This is a genomic window from Methylobacterium sp. SyP6R (assembly GCF_019216885.1).
GTDB lineage: Bacteria > Pseudomonadota > Alphaproteobacteria > Rhizobiales > Beijerinckiaceae > Methylobacterium.
Genome location: NZ_JAAQRC020000002.1, coordinates 204,117 through 226,271 on the forward strand (window position 1 = coordinate 204,117; position 22,155 = coordinate 226,271).

The following is a 22,155-nucleotide window of genomic DNA, read 5'->3' on the forward strand; positions in this document are numbered from 1 at the left end:
CCGACCGCCGTCCGGCGCGGAGGGCCGGACGGCGGTCACCCCGTCAGGGATGGTTCGCGATGTACTGCTCGGCGTTGTCCTTGGTGGTCAGCGCCGCGTCCTGGAGCTGCTCGGCCGGGACCTTCTTGCCGGCGACGAGATCGAGGGCGGATTGCAGCGCCAGCTTGCCCATGGCTTGCGTGCGCTGGGTCATGGTCGCGTCGAGGGTGCCGTCCTTCACGGCCTTGAGGCCGGCCAGATCGCCGTCGAAGCCGAAGACCCAGATCTTGCGCCCGAGATTGGCTGCCTTGACCGCCTGGGCGGCGCCGAGCGCCAGCGCGTCGGCCCGGCCGAAGAACATCGTGATGCCGGGATGCCGCTGGAGCATGTTCTGCGCGATGTTGAAGCCCTCGTCCTTCATCCACATCTTCGAGGCCTCGCGGCCGACCTCCTTGATGCCGGGGCAGGTCGCCATGGCTTCCTTGAAGCCCTTGTCGCGGTCCTGCTCGGGCGTCGTGCCGATCTGGCCCTGGATGATGCCGAGCTCGCCCTTCCCGCCGGAGACCTTGCAGGCGTAATCGCCGAGCGTCTTGGCGGCGACCACCGAGTTCGTGGCGATGAAGGTGTCGCCCGGGGCGTCGGTCGGGTTGCGGTCCACCGCCACGACGGGAATGCCGGCCGCCTTCGCGGTCTTCACCGGGACGGCGGCGGCGGCGGCGCCCGCCGGGATGTAGATCAGGGCCTGGATCTTCTGGTTGACCAGGTCCTGGATCTGGCTGACCTGTGTCGCTCCATCGCCCTTGGCATCGACCGTGACGACGGTCGCGCCCATCTCCTTGGCGTTGCGCTCGACCGATTGCTTGATCTGGTTGAAGAAGTCGGCCTGCAGGTTGGCGACGGCCAGGCCGATCTTGACCGGCTCGGCGGCGTGGGCGCCGAACGGAACCAGCGCGAGCAGGGCGGCACCGGCCATCAGTGAGCGTAGCGTGGTCATGTTTCCTCTCTCGTGGTTCTTGTCGTTGGGTCGGCCGGCTTAAGGGAGAGCCGGCCGACGGGGTCACCGGCGGCGCCGGATGAGGGTGTCGAAGGCCACCGCGGCGGCGATCATCAGGCCGACGATGATGTCCTTGTCGTAGGTCTGGGCGCCGATCTGGCTCAGCCCGCTGTTCAGGACGCCGATGATCAGGACGCCGATGAGCGTGCCGCCCATCGAGCCGACGCCGCCCGACAGGCTGGCGCCTCCGATCACCACCGCGGCGATGGCGGTCAGTTCGTAGCCGAGGCCGTCATAGGGCTGCGAGGTCTGGAGGCGAGCGGCATTGGCCATGCCGGCGATCGCCGCGAGGGCGCCCGCCAGGACGTAGACGCCGACGATGTAGAGGCGCACCGGGATGCCCGCGAGCCGCGCGACCTCCGGGTTGCCGCCGATGGCGTAGAGGTTGCGTCCCTCCGGCCGGAACCGGAGGAAGGCCCATCCCGCCACGACGAGGAGCAGGAAGAACGCCGTCGTGGTCGTGATGAGGCCGAAATGCCGGGTCGTGTTCAGGGTGTTGAAGGCGTCGGGCCAGCCCGAGACGACGTTGCCGTCGGTGTACTTGTTGGCCAGTCCCCGGGCGACCGTCATCAGCGCGAGCGTCGCGATGAAGGGCGGCAGTCGCGCGAAGGTGATCAGGAGCCCGGAGGCGAGGCCGCAGACCGATCCGGCCAGGAGGCCGCACAGCAGCGCCGGGACGAAGGGCATCCCGAGCGCCGAGAACAACCACCCGGTGGTCATCGCCGAGAAAGCGAGCACCGAGCCGACCGAGAGATCGATCCCGCCCGTGATGATCACGAACGTCATCCCGATCGCCAGGATACCGTAGACGGTCACCTGGTCGAAGATGATGATCGCGTTCTGGACCGTGAAGAAGTGATCGGCCTTGAACGAGAAGAAGATCGACAGCGCCACGAGCCCGACGAGTGGGCCCCACACACCGCTCGTCAGGTCGAGCCGGACCCGCTTCTCGCCTTCGCTAAACCGTTCGACCCGCGCCGTCATGTGTCCGCCCTCGTCCTCGCGGTCTGTGCCGCGATCAGTGGTCCGCTTCCGTTCGCCGCGATCTCGCGCGGCCGATCGCCTCGCTCCATCGGTCCCGCGCCCGCCGCCGCGCTCCGGCATCCAAGGCCGGCGCGAACCGGTCGTGCAGGGCCCGCCGCGTCGTGAGATCGCCTTCCGTCCAGAGCCCCGCCCCCAGCCCGGCAAGATGAACGACGCCGAGGGCGGAGAGCTCGGCCGTGTCGCTGCGCAGGATCGGCCGGCCGAGAATGTCGGCCTCGCTCTGCATCAATCCGTCGTTGCGCGTCGGCCCGCCATCCACGAAGAGCGCGTCGATGCGGGTCGGACCGCGCTCGATGGCCTCGACGACATCCGCGATCTGGTGCGCGATCGAGTCGAACGCCGCGCGGGCGAGGCTGCCCCGCGAGGTGCCGAGCGAGAGGTTGGCGACGAGGCCGACGGCGCCGTCGTCCCACCACGGTGCGCCGAGGCCGGTGAAGCCCGGGACGAGGCAGACTCCCTCGTCGACCGACGAGCGGGCGAGCTCGGCGAGTTCGTCCAGGCTCACGCCCAGAAGCGTCGCGAGCCAGCGCAGGGTCGAGCCGGCTGCCCGGATGTTGCCCTCGGCCGCGTAGGCGACGGCGTCGCCGATCTGCCAGGCGATCGTCCGGCACAGGCCGGGATCGAGATCCGCGCCCGTCTCGACGAGGCCCATGACCGACGAGCCGGTGCCGTGCGTCGCCTTGACCTGGCCGGGCTTCTGGGCGCCGTGGCCGAACAGGGCGGCGTGGGAATCGGCCATCACCGCCAGGAGCGGCACGCCGTCCGGCAACGGGGACAGGCCTCTGACGGACGGGAACGGCCCCGTCGAGGGGAGCACGGCCGGAAGAGCCGCGGCCGGGATGCGAAAAAGCTCGAGGAGCTCAGCGCTCCAGCGGCACCGCTCGATGTCGAGCAGTTGCGTGCGCGACGCATTGCCCGCCTCGATGACGTGCTCCGACCCGAAGCGGCTCATGATCCAGCTGTCGATGGTGCCGATGCGGATCTCGCCGGTCGCGGCCCGGGTCCCGGTCGGGTCGACCTGGTCGAGGAGCCAGCGTGCCTTGAGCGCCGAGAACATCGGATCGAGCGGCAGGCCGCTGATCGCCCGGACCCGCCCGGGCGCGTCACCCACGCCGATGCGCCGGGCGAGGCCGGACGTCCGCTGGTCCTGCCACGACAGAACCGGCGAGAGGGGCGCACCCGTGCGCGCATCCCACAGCAGGCACGATTCCCGCTGGGTGCTCAAGCCGACCGCGACGACGGCGCGGCCGGTCTCGGGCGTCAGGCAGGCGCCGACCGCCGCCTGGACGCTGCGCCAGATCTCGTCGGCGTCCTGCTCGACCCATCCTGCTTGCGGATGCCGCTCGGTGACGGCGGCCTGGCCCCGCGCGACGACCGAGCCGGACCCGTCGACCAGCAGGCACTTGGTCGAGCTCGTTCCCTGGTCGATGCCGAGAACGAAGGCGGCCGTCACGCGTCGCCCCGGATCTTGAGCAGCGCGCGCGCCGCCGCCTCGATGCCTGCCGCATTCAGGCCGAAGTGGTCGAGCAGGAACTGAGTGTCGCCGGTCGGCGCGAAGGCGGGCACGCCGAGGATGCGCATCGGCACCGGGTGATGCTGGGCCACGAGCTCCGCCACCGCGCCGCCGAGGCCGCCGCCGGACACGGCTTCCTCCGCCGTCACGATCGCACCCGTCTCCCGCGCCGCCTTAAGGATCGTCTCCTCGTCGAGGGGCTTGAGGGTCGAGACGTTCAGGACGCGGGCCGAGATGCCGGCCTCACCCAGGCGCTTGGCGGCTTCGAGGGCGCGCGACACCATCGTGCCGATCGCCGCGATGGTGACGTCGCTGCCCTCGGTCAAGGTGGCGATCCGGCCGGGCGTGAAACCGCCGGTCGTCACGGCCGGGATCTTGAAGCGCGGGATGCGCATGTAGATCGGCCGGCCAGCTCCCGCCGCCCAGCGCACCGCGCCCCGGGTCTCGTCCGGATCGGCGGGCGCCATCACGGTGAGGTCCGGGATGGCGCGCATCCAGGCGAAGTCCTCGATCGAATGGTGCGTCGGCCCGAGCTCGCCATAGGCCAGGCCCGGAGACATGGCGCAGAGCACCACCGGATATTGCGAATAGGCGCAATCGGCCTTGATCTGCTCGGTCGCACGGCCCGACAGGAACGGCCCGGCGGCGCAGACGAAGGGGATCATCCCGGCATTGGCGAGGCCGGCGCCCACCCCGACCATGTTCTGCTCGGCGATGCCGACATTGACCAGGCGGTCGGGGAATTCCTTCTGGAACGCTCCGAGATTGCTGGAGCCGATCGAGTCGTTGCACACCGCGACGATGCGGGCATCGGCCCGGGCCAGCGAGATGAGTTCCTCGGCGAAGGCCACGCGGCAATCGAAGGTCGGGGCTGCGCCCGGCTTGGGGGCGGCTTCGGGAGCGCTCATCGGGCCAGTTCCTTCAGGGCAATCTCGACCTGCTCGGCGCTCGGGACCTTGTGGTGCCAATCGACCTTGTCTTCCATGAAGGACACGCCACGTCCCTTGAAGGTCCGCGCGATGACGGCCCGCGGCCTGTCCGATCCGGTCCGTCCGAGGAGGTCCGCCAGCGCGGACACGTCGTGGCCGTCGACATCGTGGACGTCCCAGCCGAAGGCCCGGAACTTGTCGGCCAGCGGCTCGAGTTGGTTGGTCGCCTCGGTACCCGCGCCCTGCTGGAAGCGGTTGCGGTCAACGATAGCCGTGAGGTTGCCGAGGCCGCGATGGGCTGCCGCCATGGCGGCCTCCCAGTTCGAGCCTTCCTGCAACTCGCCGTCGCCGAGGACCACGAAGGTCCGCCAAGTCTCGCCGGCGATCCGTGCGCCCGTGGCCATCCCGACCGCGATCGGCAGGCCGTGGCCGAGCGGGCCGGTATTGGCCTCGACACCCGGGATCTTGCGCCGGTTCGGATGCCCGTTGAGCGGCGAGAGCGGCTTCATGAAGCTGTCGACAGCCTCAGGTTCAAAGAATCCGCGCAGCGACAGCACGCTGTAGAAAGCCGCCGCGCAATGGCCCTTCGAAAGCACGAAACGGTCGCGCTTCGGACTCGTCGGGTTCGCCGGATCGATGTCCAGGACGTGGAAGTAGAGCGCCGTCAGGATGTCGGTGACCGAGAGATCGCCGCCGACATGACCGAGCTGTGCCGCATGGATCGTGCGGATGATCTTCAATCGGACGGCAATGGCGATCTCAGCGAGCTGTGCCGCGTCGGAGGTGCGCTCGTAGGTTGGCCGACACGGCCTAAGCGCGACCTCCGCGCCGCCGAGAATGGGGCTGGTCACCGTCTGTCCTCCCGGTTTGAATATTTATTCAATTTCGATTGGCTATTCAAACGAGATCCCGATCGCGTGTCAAGCGGTACCTGACGCAAGGCCGCCCCCGCGGAAGCGGGGGAAGGGGGCCTGTGCTCACCCAGGGTTCGGCCCCTGGCCGCTCGGACCGGAAGCGTTTAGAGGGGGCAGCCGGCCGGGAGCCGGAGAGAAGGCAGGGACAGGAGCCATGAGCGCGCGTCAGGACGCCGATCGACTGGACAGCATCGCCGACGCCGTCGCGGCCATTCGGGCGGGCGAGCTGGTCGTCGTGGTCGACGATACGGATCGGGAGAACGAGGGCGATCTTATCATGGCCGCCGCGCCGGCCACGGCCGAGCGCATGGCCTTCATGATCCGCCATACGAGCGGAATTATTTGCGCGCCGATGGGCAGCGAGCGGGCCGAACGGCTGCATCTTCCGCCCATGGTGGCCAACAACCTCGATCCGCTCCGCACTGCCTTCACGGTCAGCGTCGATTACCGGGTCGGGCTGACCACCGGCATCTCGGCCGAGGAGCGGGCCAACACGGTCAGGGCTCTGGCGCTGGCCGAGGCGCAGCCGCGCGATTTCCTGCGGCCCGGCCACGTGTTTCCCCTCATCGCCCGGGCGGGAGGCGTGCTCACGCGCTCCGGTCACACGGAGGCTGCCATCGACCTTGCGGAGATGGCCGGCCTACCGGACGTGGCCGTGCTCGCCGAGGTGGTCAACGACGACGGCACGGTCAAGCGCTTGGCGGATCTCATGCGCTTCGCGCGGGAACACGGCCTGCGCATCATCTCGATCGAGGACCTGATTGCCGACCGGCTCAAGAACAAGAAGCTCATCCACCGCCTGCATCAAGAACAGCGGATCATCGATGGAATGGAGGCGACGCTTCACGTCTACGGCGTGGACGGCGATGAGCCATCGCAACATGTAGCCGTCACCTTCGGGGCGATCGGCGATGGACGCAACGTACCCTGCCGGATCCAGCAGGAGGACGTGATCGCCAGCATGCTGGGCAGCGGTCGCGAAGGATGGGACATCGCGCTCCGTCAGTTCAGGGCACAGGGACGAGGCCTGTTCGTTCTGTTGCGACGGCCTAGCGTTCTCGCCTCGTCGAGCGGGCAGGAGCGGCTGGACGGCGCGGGAGAGCATCACGAGAGTGCACAGGCGCGCAAGAAGCGTTGGCTCGACATCGGCGTCGGCGCTCAGATCCTCAGGGATCTCGGCATCAGCTCGATCAATCTGATCGCCGCAAAGGACAAGGCCTATGTCGGATTATCCGGCTACGGCATCGACATTGTCGGCCGATACTGGCCGGACTGAGGCCCTGTTGCAGAACGGGTGGGCAAGCTTAAGCTTTGGATGAGCGGCAAGGGCCGGGACAGTGCCCGATACAAATTCCAGCACGGCACTTCCGGAATTCGTGTCACAAGCCAGCGCGGCACTTGGGCGAACTCGATTTCCGCGTCGCGAAGCGATCAGTCGGCGACGATATTGCCGGTCAGGTCCCAATCCGCACTGCCGCGCTCGATCGGGCGGTGTGGGGAGTAGGCCTTTCACCGGCGTGAGCGCGTCAAGGCAGGCCTCGATCCGCTCTCACCGGTGAACACAACGCTCGGCAGAGGAGCGACGACGGCTTCGCTGTTCTGCTCGTCAGGATTCCACCTCCACATTGGAGACGGATGCTTCACCCTGTCTGATTTGCTTCTGACCCTTCTGCAGCTTGCTGGCTTCGATCATCTCGTCGTCGCGCACCAGGGCATTGGCCAGCATCATGAGAAACGGGGCAATCCCACTCCCGTTTCGTCGGGCCTTTGCGGACGCCGAAGCGCGATCTGGCATCCTCTAACGTTCCATAACATAACTTATGCGAATGATGAGGCAAGCGCCTACTCAAAACGGGGTGTCAGCGAAGGGAGAATCCGGCATCGATCCGCTACCGAGGAGCAACGGCGAAAACCTGATGTTCGGCACTTCTGGCGAGGATGCCCGTGAACCCGGTCTTCCGGTCGTCGTCTCCGGGACGGAAGATCGACGCGCAGGTGGAGCGCGACCTCGGCCCTTTCCGGGAAGCGGTGAAGCTGCCGGTGACGATCCCGGGCATCAGTGACCTCACCGCGCAGGTGATCCTCTCCGAGATCGGCCCCGACATGAGCCGCTTCCCGACCGCCGGCCATCTGATCTCCTGGGCCGGGCTGTGCCCGAGGAACGACGAGGGTGCGGGCAAGCGGCGCTCGACGCGGCTGCGCAAGGGCGCGCCCTGGCTCAAGACCGCGCTGGTCCAGGCGGCCTGGGCCGGGATGCGCAAGAAGGCGAGCGACGTCAGGGCGCAGTTCCAGCGTCTGCGCGGCCGGCGCGGTCCCAAGAAGGCGATCTGCGCGGTCGCTGCCTCTCTGCTGACGGCGATCTACCACATGTGCAAGACCGGCACGGCTTACGTCGATCCCGGACACAACCACGGCCATAAAGCTGCCCCGACGATCCGCGCCAAGGCGCTCGTCCGGCAGATCGAGCGCCTCGGATTTGCGTGCGAACTCAAGCCTGTAGAGCCTGTTTCAATTTAGAGGTGCCCGCGAACCGGAGGAAGGATCACGCACGATCATACCCATCTCTGCGGCCAAGCCTCGGCTGCCTGACCCAAGACAAACAGCCCATGAAACCCTGCGCGGTTCAGTTGATTCGGGCGACCGGCTCGGCCAGTCCGTACCGTGGCCCGGCCTGCCGGGGTGCGGAGGGTGCAGGATGATCGTTGTTACGGGAGCCGCCGGCTTCATCGGATCGAACGTGGTCGCATCGCTCAACGAGCGGGGCATCGAGGATGTTCTCGTCTGCGACCGCCTCGGCTCGGATGGCCGCTGGCGCAACCTGCGCGACCGGGCGGTCGCCGCCTTCGTCGCCCCCGAGGAACTGTTCGAGCGGCTGCGCGGGCGCCGCGACATCGAGCAGGTCATCCATCTGGGCGCGGTCGCCTCGACGCTGGAGACGGATGCGGATCGGGTCATGGCGGAGAACTACCACTTCAGCCTGCGGCTGATCGATTGGTGCACCGAGGCTGCGGTGCCGATCGTCTACGCCTCCTCGGCCGCGACCTACGGCGACGGCGCGCAGGGCTTCGACGACGATCCCGCGCTCGCCGCCCTGCGGCGCCTGCGCCCGCTCAATCTCTATGCCTGGAGCAAGCATCAACTCGACCTCGCCATGGCCCGGCGGCGCGAGACGGGAGCCCCGCTGCCGCCGCGCTGTATCGGGTTGAAGTTCTTCAACGTGTTCGGCCCGAACGAGTACCACAAGGGCGCCATGGCGAGCCTCGTGACCCAGGTCCATCCCCAGGTGCGCGCGGGCGAGACGATCTCGCTCTTTGCCAGCCATCGGCCGACCATCCCGGATGGTGGCCAGCGGCGCGACTTCGTTCCGGTCGCCTATGCGGTCGACGTCCTGCTGTGGCTGATGGAGGGTCCGGTCCGGCAGGGCTTGTTCAACGTCGGGACCGGTCGCGCCCGCAGCTTCGCCGATCTCGCCCGGGCCGTCTTCGCGGCGGAGGGCAAGCGTGAGGCGATCGCCTATCGGCCGATGCCCGAGGCCCTGCGGGACGTCTACCAGTACGTGACCGAAGCCTCGACCGGGCGGCTGCGCGCCGCGGGCTGGAGCGGGCAGGCGCCAACGCTGGAGGACAGCGTGAGCGATTACGTGGCGTCGTATCTGCGTCCGCTCCGCTACCGCTGACGCCGATGGGAGGCCGACTGCTTCTTCCCGGTGCGGCGGCATGGTAGGGCCCGGCATCCCGTTTCGCCGGAACCGGCGCGCGATACGGACGCTGCACCCGGACTTTCGCCACGTTTCCAGCCGCCGACGCGCACCGCATGAAGACAGCTCTGATCACCGGCGTCACCGGCCAGGACGGCGCCTATCTGGCCCAGCTCCTCCTCGAGAAGGGCTACGCCGTTCACGGCCTCGTGCGCCGCTCCAGCAGCATGGACATCAACGATGCCCGCCTCCGCTGGCTCGGCATCGCCGACGCGGTGCAGCTCGTCGACGGCGACGTGACCGACCTGTCGAGCCTCCTCCGCGCGGTCCGGACGGTGCGGCCGGACGAAGTCTACAACCTCGCGGCGCAATCCTTCGTGATGACCTCGTGGCAGCAGCCCCTGCTCACCGGCGGCGTGACCGCCCTCGGCTGCGTCGGCGTGCTGGAGGCGGTGCGGACCGAGCGGCCGGAGGCGCGGATCTGCCAACCCTCCTCCTCGGAGATGTTCGGCCGCGTTCGCGAGTCGCCGCAGACCGAGACGACGCCGTTCTATCCACGCTCGCCTTACGCGGCGGCCAAGGTCTACGCGCACTGGATGACCGTGAACTACCGCGAGAGCTTCGGCCTGCATGCATCGAGCGGGATTCTGTTCAATCACGAGAGCCCGCTGCGCGGAATCCAGTTCGTCACCCGGAAGGTCACGGACGCGGTGGCACGGATCAAGCTCGGCCTGGCGACCGAGCTGCGGCTCGGCAACATCGATGCCGCGCGCGACTGGGGGCACGCGCGCGATTACGTGAGGGCCATGTGGCTGATGCTGCAGCAGGACGTCCCCGACGACTACGTGATTGCCACGGGGCGGATCTTCACCGTGCGGGAGATGTGCAGGATCGCTTTCGACTGTGCCGGCCTCGACATGGAGCGCCACCTCGTGATCGACCCGGTTCTGTTCCGGCCCGCCGAGGTCGACGCCCTGCAGGGCGACGCATCCAAGGCCCGGACCCGGCTCGGCTGGAAGCCCGAGGTCACGCTCGAGGCGACGATCCACGAGATGGTCGAGGCGGACCTGCGGCGCCTGTCGGGCGAAGCGCAGGCTCCGTCTTCGTGGCCGGATCCGGCCCGTCCCGGCGCAGGGTGACATGAAGCGGAGCGCGAGACCGTCCGCACGGGTACGATCTGGATCAGGCCTGGATCCTCAAGGAACCGTTTGCACGGTTCGGACATGCATGACGGTCGCCCGCTATGACCGCGCCGACCCGCGATCGGCGAGAATCCGATCGAAATACGCGACCGTCTTCTCGATGCCTTGGCGCAGGGCCACGGTCGGCTCCCATTCGAGGATCTCCCTGGCCCTGGTGATGTCGGGGCAGCGCTGCTTGGGGTCGTCCGGCGGCAGCGGGAGGTGGACCAGCGTCGAGGACGACCCGGTGACGTCGAGCACGATCTGCGCCATTTGCCGGATCGTGCACTCGCTCGGATTGCCGATGTTGATCGGGCCGGTGATCTCCGGGCCGGTCCGCATCATCCGCATCATCGCCTCGATCAGATCGTCGACGTAGCAGAACGAGCGCGTCTGCTGGCCGTCGCCGTAGAGCGTGATGCTCTCGCCGCGCAGGGCCTGCACGATCAGGTTCGACACCACGCGCCCGTCATTCGGGTGCATGCGCGGACCGTAGGTGTTGAAGATGCGCACGACCTTGATCGCCAGTCCATGCTGGCGATGGTAGTCGAAGAACAGGGTCTCGGCGCAGCGCTTGCCCTCGTCGTAGCACGAGCGCAAGCCGATCGGGTTCACGCGCCCCCGGTATTCCTCCGGCTGAGGATGCACCTCGGGGTCTCCGTAGACCTCCGAGGTCGAGGCCTGGAGCACCCTCGCGTCGTTTCGCCTGGCCAGGTCCAGCATGTTGATCGCCCCGAGAATGCTGGTCTTCGTGGTCCGTACGGGATCACGCTGGTAATGGATCGGCGAGGCGGGGCATGCCAGATTGTAGATCTCGTCGACATCGACCGAAAGCGGCTCCGTCACATCGTGATGCATGAGCGTGAAGCCTGGTTCCGACAGCAGGGTATCCAGGTTGTCGCGCGCGCCGGTGATGAAATTGTCGACACACAGAACGTCATGTCCTTGGGCCGTCAGCCGCTCGCAGAGGTGGGATCCCAGGAATCCGGCGCCACCGGCAACCATGATCTTTTTGCGACTCTTGCGATGCATCGACGTGATCCTTGCCGAGTAGCCTTGATCCGAGCATGGCGCCGTTGCCTGCGGCGGGAAGCCGGAACGGGGTTCAGCCTCGCTTCCGGGCGAGTGGCAGCGCCCTTTCATCCCGGATCTCCGGCCGCTATCAAGCGCGACATGACTCGGAGGATGATGGAACGGAGCGGGCAGCGGTGACGACTTTCCCGAACGCGACCGCTGCGTCGCGGCAGATCCTCGTGGTCGGCGATGCGATGATCGACCGCTACGTCTACGGTGAGGTCACCCGCATCTCGCCCGAGGCACCGGTGCCGGTCCTCCTGACCCGCGATTCCACGGTGCGGGCGGGCGGAGCCGCGAACGTGGCGGCCAACATCGCGGCCATGGGCGGGACGTGCGAGCTCCTCGCTGTGGTCGGGGACGACGATCGTCACCGGGAGCTGGCCGACCTCCTCGCCGTCCCCGGACTGACGACCGACCTCGTGGTCGGCCGGACCGGCGTGACCACCGAGAAGACGCGTATCGTCTCCGGGCGGCAGCACCAGATCGCCCGGGTCGACCGGGAGGGCGGGGTCGACCCCGAGACCCTCGCCGAACTGGAGCGTCGCTTCGCCCTGGCGCTCGACCGGGTCGGGATGGTGGTGCTGTCCGATTACGGCAAGGGCGTCCTGGAGCCGATCGCCCGGCTCATCGCCCTCGCGCGGGCAAGGGGCGTGCGGGTGCTGGTGGATCCGAAGACGGCCGGAGCCGAGCGCTACCGCGGCACCCACGTGCTCAAGCCGAACGGCGCCGAGTACCGGCTCCTGTTCGGTGCCTGCTCGGACGCGGATCTGCCGGCCCACGCGCTGGCGGCGATCCGGACGCATGGAATCGACCACCTCGTGCTCACGAACGGTCCGGCCGGCATGATCACGGTCTCGGCGGACGGACGGGTGCGCCGCCATCCGACCCGGGCACTGGAGGTCTACGACGTGTCGGGGGCGGGCGACACCGTGCTCGCGGCGCTCGCCGTCGCGTTCTGCGCGGGCGAGGAGCTCGACCGCGCGGTGGATCTCGCCAATATCGCGGCGGGCATCGCCGTCTCGCATGCGGGCACCTACGTCGTCACCGCCCGCGACATCGCCGGGCGGCTGGGCGGGAGCGACCTGAGCGGCAGCGGGCTGCCCGGTATCCCGGTACCGATGACGCTCGAGGCGACCCTGGACCGGGTCCGGCGCTGCCGCGCGGCCGGGGGGCGGGTCGTCTTCACCAACGGGTGCTTCGACATCCTGCATCCCGGCCACGTGCGCATGCTGCGGGCAGCCCGCGCCGAGGGCGACCTCCTGGTCGTGGGAGTGAACAGCGACGCCTCCGTCGCGCGGTTGAAAGGTCCCGAGCGCCCGGTCAACACCCTGGCCGACCGCGCCGAGGTGCTGGCCGCCCTCGCCGCGGTCGACTGCGTCGTGGGCTTCGAGGAGGACACGCCGCGCGCCCTCGTCGCCCGGATCGCGCCGGACGTCCTGGTGAAAGGCGGCGACTACGCCGGCAGCGACATCGTCGGCGCCGATATCGTGCGGGCGCGGGGCGGGCGCGTCGTCACCACCGTCTTCCACGCGGGGCATTCCTCGACCGCCACGATGGAGCGGATCAGGACCTGACCCCAAGGCTCCCTCACGCAAGGCTCCCTCACGCAAGGCTCCCTCACAGCAGGATCGGGCTGTGCCAGGGATCGTAGGCGACGAGGCCGCCACGGCTCCGGTCCGGACGCCAGCACGTGGCACGGGGGTTCAGAAGGGCCGCCGTGCCCGAGAAGGTGCTGTTCGAGGTCGCCAGCCGGTCGGCCAGGCAGAGCGCATGGAAATCGGGAAAGAACTCGGCGCCGTCCGGTCCCGCCGGCAGATCGCTTGCGGTGAGGGGCCGGTAGACGGCGAAGGCCTGGGCGAGGCCGGGCGCGTCGGTGGCGAGATAGAGGACCGGACGGTCGAGAGAAGGCCAGAGTGCGTCGAGCCAGTGCAGGTACCAGACCTCCGGTGCGATCCAGAAACGGCCCCAGCCGTAATCGCCGCGTCGCAGGTGGATCGCCACCAGCGTCCCGCCCGAGAGGCGCCGGCCGATCGCCTCGGCCAGGGCGCGCAGGTTCCGGCCGGGTGCGAAGAGGGCCCGGAACCGATCCCGATCCCCGGCCCAGCCGCCGGGATCGCCGCAGAAATAGCCGGCGACGTCCTGTTCGGCATAGGCGCCGTCCCGGTCCGCCGCGAGGGCCGCGGCATCCCCGGCCCGGTGCGGCAGGATCGGCCCGAGGGGTGGGTCGTCCCGGTCGAACAGGTGCTGCCCGAGCCAGGGCGGCGTCTCGAGCACGAGGCCGTGCCGCTGCGCATAGAGGCGCGGGAAGCCGTACTGGAGGATCTGGTTGCCGAACCGTCCGTCGAGCCCGAGCCGCCCCACGGCGAGGCGCCGGCCCTGCGGGCCGGGCCGGGCCGGCGCCGGGGGCGCGCCCCAGCGCGCGGCGAGCCGGAGCATCGCCCGGCGGGTGAAGGCCTCGCCATAGGCCGGGTTGCACCGGGCGGCCCGATCCCAGGCGACGAGGGCCGCCTCCGGCCGTGCCGTCGCCTCTTGGGCGCGCGCCCGGAGAGCGTGCGCCTCGTAGCTGGCCGGATCGAGGAGCAGGACGCGCCGGACGCGGGAGGCCGCCGCCGCGGCGTCGCCGCAGGAGAGGCTGATCTCGGCCTGCGCGAGGGCGATGTCGGTGCGGCCGGGCGCGAGCCGGTCCGCCCGCGCGAGCCAGGACGCCGCCCGCTCCGGCGCGCCGAGACGCGCCTCGGCCCGGCCGAGATGCAGCAGGCTCGCGGCGAGGTCGGGCTGGAGCAGCAGGGCGCGCCGGGTGGCGCGCCGGGCGCCGGCGGCCTCGCCGCTCTCCATCAGCAGGCTGCCGATATTCGAGACCGCGGCCGCGGTGGCCGGCGCGAGCGATGCGGTGCGCCGGAAGGCGCGCAGGGCCTGCTCCGTCTCCTGCGACCGGTAGGCATCGAGGCCGCGGGCGAACCACGTCGCCGCGTCGGCGGGCTCGCGGACGAGGGCACGCCGCAAGGCGGCGGCGGCCGGCCGGCCCGAAGCCGCGAGGGTTCGGGCAAGGGCCCGATCGAGCCGCCCGTCATCCGGCCCCAGGGGCGCGGCCGCCCGCAGAAGCGCTTCGGCCCGCGCCGCCTCGCCGCGACCGAGCCAGAGATCCGCCAGGTCCTCGACGCCCGCGGGCGCACCCGCCGGCGCGTCGAGCAGCCGGCGCAGGAGGGCATCGGCCGTCCCGGAGGCGGTGGCCCCGCGCCGCCTGTCGCGTCCGAGAGCGTAGAGACGCCGCTCGGTCAGCAGGCCGATCGCCTGGAAGCGCGGATCCGGCCGCGCGCCGGCGCCGGGCGGGCGCCCGCTCGTCATCGCTGCGCGCTGCCGGTCGAAGGCGTTGCCGGGCCGCAACGTGTAGCGGACCGTGCGGGTCGAGACCTGCACGCCCGTGAACAGGGCGTGCAGGACGCGGCTGTAGCCGACGTCTTCCGCGACCGCCGGCCGGAACGGGGGCTCGTCGGGAAAGCCGCCGGTCGCGCGGTGGCAGGCCCGGCGGACGGCGATGTTGCAGGGATAGGTCCGCTCCGAGGCCTCGCGCCAGACCGGCGTGATCTCGGCATCGATGGCGTCGAAGACGATGCCGGTGCGGACGAAGCCCGCATCCGGCCGGTTCTCCAGGACCGTCAGGGTGACGAGGAGATGGTCGGCGAGGAACGTGTCGTCGGCATCGAGAAACCACAGCACCTCCCCCCTCCCCCCGGCCGCGCCGAGGTTGCGCGCCGCGCCGGCGCCCCCGTTCCGGCTCAGCACGGTGAGGGCGAGGCTCTGGTCCGGGTTGGCCCGGGCCCAGCGGAGCACCGCGCCGGCCGTGTCGTCGGGCGACGCGTCGTCCACGACGCAGACATGGATTCCGGCCTCCGCCCGGCCGGGCGCGGCGCGCAGCCGCGCGACCGCGCCCGCCACGCTGTCGAGGGCGCGCCCGATCGTGGCCTCGGCCCGGAACGCCGGGATGACCACGGTGCCGAGACAGGCCTCCTCGCGGGCCCGCGCGGCGAGCCCGTCGACGGCGACGTCGAGCCCGCCCGCGTCCGGCGGCAGCAATGCCCGCAGGCGGGCCGCCTCCGCATCCTCGCCGCGGATGAACCGGACGGTGGCGAGCAGGCGGGCGAGGTCGCCCTCGACCGGCACGATCTCGGCGGTCCGGGCGAGCTGGTCGAGCGCCTGGTCGATCGCACCTTTGTTGATCAGGTCGACGGCCGCGTTCAGGGCGAGGTGGAGCGCACCGTCGCTCTGCCGGCGGACGATCTCCCGGTTGCCGTGCAGGCGGTGCGCCCGCGCGAACAGGCGGAGGGCGCGCAGGCCATCCCCCTTCTCGCGGGCGGCGAGACCGAGGTATTGCAGGGCGGTCGCGTCGGCCGGATCGAGAAGCAGGTCGCGCGCCTTTGCCGCCGGATCGAGGTCCATGTCGCCAATCGCCTTCGGGGCCGCCACCGTGCGGTCCCCCCTTCGCTTCGCCCCGCCTGCGGCACCCGGCCGTCCGGACGGGTCCTGCGGGCGCGGCTCTAGCATGTTTCGGGCGCGCGGGACGACGGGCGGCCGGTGATGCGGGTCGCCTTCGTCGATCCGGGCGCGATGGCCTATACGCCTGCGACGCCCGAAGCCGCGCCCCTCGGCGGCTCGCAATCCGCCCTCTGCCATCTCGCCGTGCAGCTCGCGCGCGACGGGCTCGACGTGACCGTGGCGACGGCGACCGACCGGCCCGGACATGTGCACGGCGTGCGGGTGCTCTCGACCCGGGCCCTGTCCCCCGCGGATCTCTCCGGCGTTTCGGTCGTGGTCGTGCTCAACGGCACCGACGCATCCCTGCTCGCGACCTTGCGCGCCCGGCTCGGCACCGCCGTGCGGCTGATCCTGTGGACGCAGCACGCGGCCGACGAGCCGGCGATGCGCGGGCTGCACGACCCGGCCCAGCGCACGGGCTGGAACGCCTTCGCGTTCGTCAGCGACTGGCAGCGGCAGGCCTATCTCACCCGTTTCGGCCTGCCGCCGGAGCGCTGCCGCACCCTGCGCAACGCCGTGGCCCCGGCCTTCGCCGCGAGGCCGGAGAGCGAGCGGGATCTCGCGGCGCGGCCGTGGCCCCCGATCCTCGCCTATACCAGCACCCCCTATCGCGGCCTCGACGTGCTCCTCGACAGCCTGCCGCGCATCCGCGCCGCCCTGCCGGGCACGGTCCTGCGCATCTATGCGAGCCTCGCCACCTATCAGATCACCGGCGAGGCCGATCCCTACCAGACCCTGTATGCGCGCTGCCGGACCGCCGAGGGCGTCGATTACCGCGGCGCGGTCCCGCAGGGAGATCTTGCGGAGGAGCTGCGCGACGTCACCGCCCTCGCCTACCTGAATCGCTTCCCCGAGACCTCCTGCATCGCCGTGATGGAGGCGCTCGCGGCGGGCTGCCTCACGGTGACGAGCCGGCTCGGCGCGCTGCCCGAGACCGGCATGGGGTTTGCCCATCTGACGCCGGTCCCCGACGACCCGGCCGCCCATGCCGCGCTCTACGCGGAGCGCATGGTGGCGGTCCTGTCGCGGCGGAGGGACGACCCGGCCGGCACCGCGCGCCGGCAGCGCGAGCAGGCGGAGCAGATCCTGGCGACGGCGACCTGGCCGGTGCGCGCCGCCGCCTGGGCGGCCTGGTTCCGCGAACTCGCCGGCGAAAAGGGGGATGCGCCCGAGCACGGCGACCCGGACCATGCCGGCCGTCTGGCGGCCCGCCGGGTCGCCGACGACCCGGCCGAGGCGGGGGCGGTGCTGGCGCTCGCCCGCGCCGACCTGGCGGCGGCGCGCTGGGCGGCGGGCGCGCGGCGCCTGCGGCGCGCCGCGGCCCTCGGCGCGCGGATCGACCGGGACCTCGCGCCGCTCGGCCGGGCGATCGCCGAGGGGATCGACGGCACGCCGCTGCCCGAGCGCGCGGACGCCCTCGAGCAGATCGACGGGATCGCCGGCCTCGGGGGCGCGGCGGACCTCGCCCGCGCCCTGATGCGGGAGGCCGCCCGCCCCGGTGACCATGCCACCGTCCTGCGCGCAGGGAGGATCCTGATCCGGCACCGGCCCGGCGAGGCCGGCCCGCACCTCGCGGTCGCCTGGGCGCAGAGCGCCCTCGGCCGGCACGACGAGGCCCTGGCGCAACTCGACCGCGCCCTCGCGCTCGGACCCGCGGACCTCGTCGCCGAGCCCGGGACCCGCGCTCTCGCGGCGGGCTGCATCGCGGCCGCCGAGGCGGACCTCGCCCGCACGGGGCTCGGTGACGAGGCCGTCTCCGGGGCTCCGGGCCGGGCCGCGATCGTCGACCGGCTCCGCCGCCTCGCCGGCCTCGTCGGCGCGCTCGGCGACGATCCGGGCCTGCTCGCGGAGACCGCCGAGGCCGTCGCGGAGGCGGCCGATCCGGGAACGGCCGCCTCCCTCCTGGCCGGCGGCCTCGGCCGGCGGCGCCTGCGTCTCGGCGAGCCCGATGCGGCGCTGCCGCTCCTGCGGCGCGCAGGCGCGGCCGGCGGTGCCGCGGTGGCCGAGGCGCGGGTCGCCGCGGGTCTGGCCCAGGCGCAGTTCCAGATGCTCGACGCGCTGGAGACCCTGCTGCAGGCGGGCCAGCGGGGCCAGGCGGGGCCGGGCTGGCGCGCCGAGGCCGCCCGGCTGATCGCGACGGTCGACGGGATGCTCGACCTCGACCCCATCGGCGAGGATATCCGCAGCCGGGTCTGGGGAACCCTGCGGGGCTTCTCGGCCTGGCTCGGCTTCACGGCGGAACCGCACGTGGCGCGCCCGGCGCCCCCGGCCGGGCGCCGGGTCTACGATTGCTTCTCGTTCAACGACGAACTCGACATGCTGGAACTGCGTCTCGCCGAGATGGGGCCGGCCGTCGACCGCTTCGTCCTCGTCGAGGCGCGCCACACCCATGCCGGCCTGCAAAAGCCCCTGCACTTCGCCGAGAACCGGGCCCGCTTCGCCGCCCATGCCGACCGCATCGTGCACGTGGTGGTGGAGGACGATCCGGGCGGCTTCGCATGGCGGCGCGAGGCGCATCAGCGCGACGCCATCGCCCGGGGCCTCGCCGGGGCGGATCCCGACGACCTCGTCCTCGTCAGCGACGTGGACGAGATCCTGCGGCCCGAGGTGGTGGCGGCCCTGCGCACGGCTCCCGGGGACCTGTTCGCCCCGCGCCTCGCCATGCGCCTGTACTTCCTCGACCTCGCCGCCGCCGAGCCGTGGCTCTCGGTCGCGGCGGCGCCCTGGTCGCTGATCCGCCGGATCGGGCCGAACCATGCCCGCTACCTCGTCAAGCAGGGGCTCGGCCGGCCGGTGGCGGAGGCCGGCTGGCACTTCACCTGGATCGGCGGGATCGAGCGCTTCGAGGCGAAGATGCGGGCCTATGCCCATCGGGAGATGGCCGTCGGGTTCGATCGCGACACGGCCGCCAACCGCGCCCGCCTCGCCCGGTTCTACGCCGACGGACGGCCCTCGGCCGGGCTCGTCCCGGGCATGTGGCGCGACCTCGCCCGGGTGCCGGTGGATGCCGGCTTCCCGGCGAGCGTGCGGGCGGATCTCGACCGGTACCGGCGGCGCGGCTGGCTGTGCCCGCGGGAGGCAGGGTCGTGACGCAGGCCGCCCGGCGCGCCCGCGACGCCGTCCTCGACGCCGCCCGCGCGCATGCGTCGGCCGGCCGCCTCGACGCGGCCCGCACCGCCTGCCAAGCCGTCCTCGCGGCCGATCCGCATTGCGCCGAGGCGACCGGCCTGCTCGGGAACCTGGACGCGGCCCTCGCCCGGCAGGCGCGGTCGCGGGACCGATCGACGGCCCTCCCCTCGCCGGAAGCGGTGACGGCCGAGCCCCCGGCGCCGAGCGACCGCGCCTCGCCCGCTCCGGACCGCGGGGACGAGACCGACGCCGTGATCGTGCTGCGCCGCCGTCTCGCCCTGTCGCCGGATGACGGGAAAGCCCGCCTCGACCTCGTCGAGGCGCTGATGCGGGCGGGACGCCCCGCCGAGGCCGAGCCGGAACTCGCCGCCTTCGTCCGGCGCTACCCGGAGGATTGGCGCAGCCCGAGCAACCTGGGCATCCTGCGCAAGACCCTCGGACGCCACGCCGCGGCCGAGGCCGCCCTTCGCCGGGCCCTCGTGCTCATGCCGTCCGATCCGGCGCTCCTCGGCAATGCGGGCTCCGTCCTCGCCCGGATGCCGGGCCGGGAAGCGGAGGCCGAGCTGTGGCTGCGCCGGGCGGCGGCGCTCGGTGGCGACGCGCCCCGGGGCCTCGTCGATGTGGCCGGCTTCCTCGCCGGACAGGGGCGCGATGGCGAGGCCGAGGCGCTCTGCCGGGCGGTCCTCTCCCGGGATCCGGACCATGCCCCGGCCCATCTCGTCCTGGCCTTCGTCCAGCTCGCCCGCGGGGCGCTGGAGGCGGGCTTCCGGACCTACGAGTGGCGCCGGCGCCTGCCGGGGTGGGAGGCCGGCCGGGCATCGGAGGCGCCGGACTGGACCGGCGACGATCCGGCAGGCCGCACGATCCTGATCCGCGAGGAGCAGGGCCTCGGCGACGCGATCCAGTTCGTCCGCTACGCTCGGGCCCTGCGGCGGCGCGGCGCGCGGGTGATCGCCGCCTGCGGACCGGCCCTGCGGCGCCTGTTCTCGACGATGCCGGATCTCGAGGCCGTGACCGGCCTCGACGGCGCGGCACCGCCCCACGACGCGCAGGCGCCCCTGCTCAGCCTGCCCCATCTCCTCGGGCCGGAGGCCGGCACGACCCCCGGCATCGTGCCCTATCTGGGCGTCGAGCCGGCCCTCGCGGCCCGCTGGCGCGCCCGGCTCGCCACCGGGTCCGTGCCCGGCCGGCCCTTCCGGGTCGGCCTCGTCTGGGCGGGGAGCCCCGGGCATCCGGACGACGCGCGCCGCTCGCCCGGCCTCGCGGCGCTGGCGGACCTGCTCGACGTGCCGGGCGTGCAGACGGTGGTGCTGCAGGCCGGGCCGGGCCGCACCGATCTCGGGCAGGTGCCGCTGCCGCCGGATTGCCTCGATCTCGGGCCCGACCTCGCCGATCTCGCCGACACCGCGGCCGCGATGGCGGCGCTCGACCTCGTGATCACCTGCTGCACCGCGCCCGCCCACCTCGCGGGCGCACTCGGCTGCCCGGTCTGGAACCTCGTCGCCTTCGCACCCGACTGGCGCTGGGGCAGGCAGGGCGAGACGACGCCCTGGTACCCGACCATGCGCCTGTTCCGTCAACCGCGGCCCGGCGCCTGGGCACCCGTCGCGGCGGAGGTCCGGGCCGCCCTCGCGGCCGCGGCGACACCCGGTGCGCCGCCGCTGCGGGACCTGCGGCCGGAGCCCGGCTCCGAGGCGGAGAGGCACGAAACACGGGACGGGCGCGTCGCGGAGGAGCTGCGCCCGAACGATCAGCGCGCCGATGACCGATGCTCCGACGACCAACTTCTGGCGCAGGCAGAAGCGGCCCTGGCGTCCGACCCGGCCGATCCCGGTGCCCTGAGCGTCCTCGGCGTGCTGCAGCGCCGGGCCGGGCGCCACGAGGCCGCCATCGCCTTCCATCGGCGTGCCCTGGAGCGGGCGCCGGAGCGCGCCGCGATCTGGTCCAACCTCGGCAACGCCCTGCGCGATGGCGGGCGGCTCGACGAGGCGGCGGCGGCGCACAAGCAGGCGCTCCGCCTCGCCCCGGTGGACCCGACCCTGATCTTCAACGCCGCCATCACCCTGCGCCAGTCCGGCGCCTTCACGGACGCGCTGGCGCTGCTGGAGCGCGCGGCCGCCCTCGCGCCCGCGACGGCGGACCTGATCTGGGAGCGCGCGCTCGCACGGCTCCAGATCGGCGACTACGAGGGAGGCCTGCGCGACTACGAGGCGCGCTTCGGCATTCCGACCTATCGCAACCGCATCCTGCACGGCCCCCGCTGGGACGGCGGCGACCTGGCCGGCCGCACCCTCCTGATCACGGTGGAACAGGGATTCGGCGATGCCCTCCTGGCGGCGCGCTACGTGCCGCTGGTGGCCGAGCGCGGCGGGCGCGTGATCCTCGAATGCCATCCCGAGCTGTGCCGGATCCTCGCCGGCCTGCCGGTGGCGGCGCTCGTCGATCCCGGCGCCCGGCATCCGGCCTTCGACGTCCAGATCTCGCAGATGAGCCTCGCCGGGCTGTTCGGAACGCGGGCCGGGACGGTGCCGCCTCCCGTCCGCCCGACCCTGCCGGAGGCGGCGCAGCGCAAGGCCCATTCCCTGCTCGGGCCTGCCGACGGCACCTTCCGGGTCGGGATCGTCTGGTCGGGGCGGGAGAGCTTCGGCGAGAACCACCTGCGGGCGACCCGGCTCGCCCCCTTCCTGCGCTTTTCCGAGATTCCGGGCGTGCGCCTCTACAGCCTGCAGAAGGGCGGGCCAGCGGCCGAGCTGGACGGCGCCCTCGCACGCCTCGTCACGCCCCTCGGCCCTCATCTCGACGATTTCGCCGACACCGCCGCCGTGGTCGCGCGCCTCGACCTCGTGGTGATGACCGACAGCGCCGTCGCCCATCTGGCGGGCGCCCTCGGGCGTCCGGTCTGGAACCTCGTGCAGCACGTGCCCTACTGGATCTACGGCCATTCCGGCGACGCGACGCCCTGGTACCCGACGATGCGCCTGTTCCGGCAGGGGCGCGACCGGGCCTGGGAGCCGGTCTTCGCCCGGGCCGCCGACGCCCTGCGCCGGCTGGCCTCCGACCGTCTGCCCTGATACGTCCCGGGCCCCGGGCCGCGACGGGGATCGA

Annotated in this window: 15 protein-coding genes; 7 read left to right on the forward strand and 8 right to left on the reverse strand. The window is 71.8% G+C overall.

What is annotated here, in order from left to right; all coding sequences use genetic code 11:
• Positions 1 to 43 precede the first annotated feature (43 nt).
• The 5 genes from HBB12_RS30350 to HBB12_RS30370 form a co-directional block, all read right to left on the reverse strand.
• Positions 44 to 973, reverse strand: coding sequence for a sugar ABC transporter substrate-binding protein (locus HBB12_RS30350; RefSeq protein ID WP_236993396.1), 930 nt, complete (start codon positions 971 to 973; stop codon positions 44 to 46).
• A 63-nt stretch (positions 974 to 1,036) separates the two neighbouring features.
• Entirely contained in the window at positions 1,037 to 2,017 is a 981-nt protein-coding gene (locus HBB12_RS30355; RefSeq protein WP_236993397.1) for an ABC transporter permease, read from the reverse strand.
• A gap of 34 nt (positions 2,018 to 2,051) precedes the next feature.
• Entirely contained in the window at positions 2,052 to 3,530 is a 1,479-nt protein-coding gene (locus HBB12_RS30360; RefSeq protein WP_236993398.1) for an FGGY-family carbohydrate kinase, read from the reverse strand.
• Positions 3,527 to 4,498 (reverse strand): transketolase family protein, encoded by a 972-nt coding sequence (locus HBB12_RS30365; RefSeq protein WP_236993399.1) that lies wholly within the window; start codon positions 4,496 to 4,498, stop codon positions 3,527 to 3,529. The genes HBB12_RS30360 and HBB12_RS30365 overlap by 4 nt, the downstream gene beginning before the upstream one ends.
• Positions 4,495 to 5,370: a transketolase gene (locus HBB12_RS30370; protein ID WP_272913332.1), complete on the reverse strand. Its 876-nt coding sequence runs from the start codon at positions 5,368 to 5,370 to the stop codon at positions 4,495 to 4,497. Before HBB12_RS30370 ends, HBB12_RS30365 begins: the two co-directional genes overlap by 4 nt.
• A 217-nt stretch (positions 5,371 to 5,587) precedes the next feature.
• Here HBB12_RS30370 and ribB point away from each other — a divergent pair, with 217 nt between their 5' ends.
• Entirely contained in the window at positions 5,588 to 6,709 is a 1,122-nt protein-coding gene (gene ribB / locus HBB12_RS30375) for a 3,4-dihydroxy-2-butanone-4-phosphate synthase (protein ID WP_236993400.1), read from the forward strand.
• A 330-nt stretch (positions 6,710 to 7,039) separates the two neighbouring features.
• On the opposite strand, the gene HBB12_RS34345 is transcribed toward ribB, so the two are convergent.
• A complete protein-coding gene (locus HBB12_RS34345; RefSeq protein WP_272913333.1) occupies positions 7,040 to 7,162 on the reverse strand; it encodes a hypothetical protein in 123 nt (40 codons plus the stop codon).
• A gap of 215 nt (positions 7,163 to 7,377) precedes the next feature.
• Between HBB12_RS34345 and HBB12_RS30380 the strand changes: the two genes are divergently transcribed.
• The 3 genes from HBB12_RS30380 (at position 7,378) to gmd (ending at position 10,269) form a co-directional block, all read left to right on the forward strand.
• Positions 7,378 to 7,950, forward strand: a complete 573-nt coding sequence (locus HBB12_RS30380; protein ID WP_236993401.1) for a transposase — start codon at positions 7,378 to 7,380, stop codon at positions 7,948 to 7,950.
• Between the two features lie 178 nt (positions 7,951 to 8,128).
• Positions 8,129 to 9,109: an ADP-glyceromanno-heptose 6-epimerase gene (rfaD, locus tag HBB12_RS30385; protein WP_236993402.1), complete on the forward strand. Its 981-nt coding sequence runs from the start codon at positions 8,129 to 8,131 to the stop codon at positions 9,107 to 9,109.
• A 137-nt stretch (positions 9,110 to 9,246) separates the two neighbouring features.
• Entirely contained in the window at positions 9,247 to 10,269 is a 1,023-nt protein-coding gene (gene gmd, locus HBB12_RS30390; RefSeq protein WP_236993403.1) for a GDP-mannose 4,6-dehydratase, read from the forward strand.
• A gap of 102 nt (positions 10,270 to 10,371) precedes the next feature.
• On the opposite strand, the gene HBB12_RS30395 is transcribed toward gmd, so the two are convergent.
• Positions 10,372 to 11,343, reverse strand: a complete 972-nt coding sequence (locus HBB12_RS30395) for a UDP-glucuronic acid decarboxylase family protein (RefSeq protein WP_236993506.1) — start codon at positions 11,341 to 11,343, stop codon at positions 10,372 to 10,374.
• A 176-nt stretch (positions 11,344 to 11,519) separates the two neighbouring features.
• Here HBB12_RS30395 and rfaE2 point away from each other — a divergent pair, with 176 nt between their 5' ends.
• Positions 11,520 to 12,962 (forward strand): D-glycero-beta-D-manno-heptose 1-phosphate adenylyltransferase, encoded by a 1,443-nt coding sequence (gene rfaE2, locus HBB12_RS30400; protein ID WP_236993404.1) that lies wholly within the window; start codon positions 11,520 to 11,522, stop codon positions 12,960 to 12,962.
• 43 nt (positions 12,963 to 13,005) lie between these two features.
• Here the strand turns inward: rfaE2 and HBB12_RS30405 are convergent, their stop codons facing one another.
• Entirely contained in the window at positions 13,006 to 15,852 is a 2,847-nt protein-coding gene (locus tag HBB12_RS30405; RefSeq protein ID WP_236993405.1) for a glycosyltransferase, read from the reverse strand.
• A gap of 111 nt (positions 15,853 to 15,963) precedes the next feature.
• Between HBB12_RS30405 and HBB12_RS34350 the strand changes: the two genes are divergently transcribed.
• A complete protein-coding gene (locus HBB12_RS34350; protein WP_272913334.1) occupies positions 15,964 to 19,011 on the forward strand; it encodes a glycosyltransferase in 3,048 nt (1,015 codons plus the stop codon).
• Positions 19,008 to 22,121 (forward strand): tetratricopeptide repeat protein, encoded by a 3,114-nt coding sequence (locus tag HBB12_RS30420; RefSeq protein ID WP_236993406.1) that lies wholly within the window; start codon positions 19,008 to 19,010, stop codon positions 22,119 to 22,121. Before HBB12_RS34350 ends, HBB12_RS30420 begins: the two co-directional genes overlap by 4 nt.
• Positions 22,122 to 22,155 lie beyond the last annotated feature (34 nt).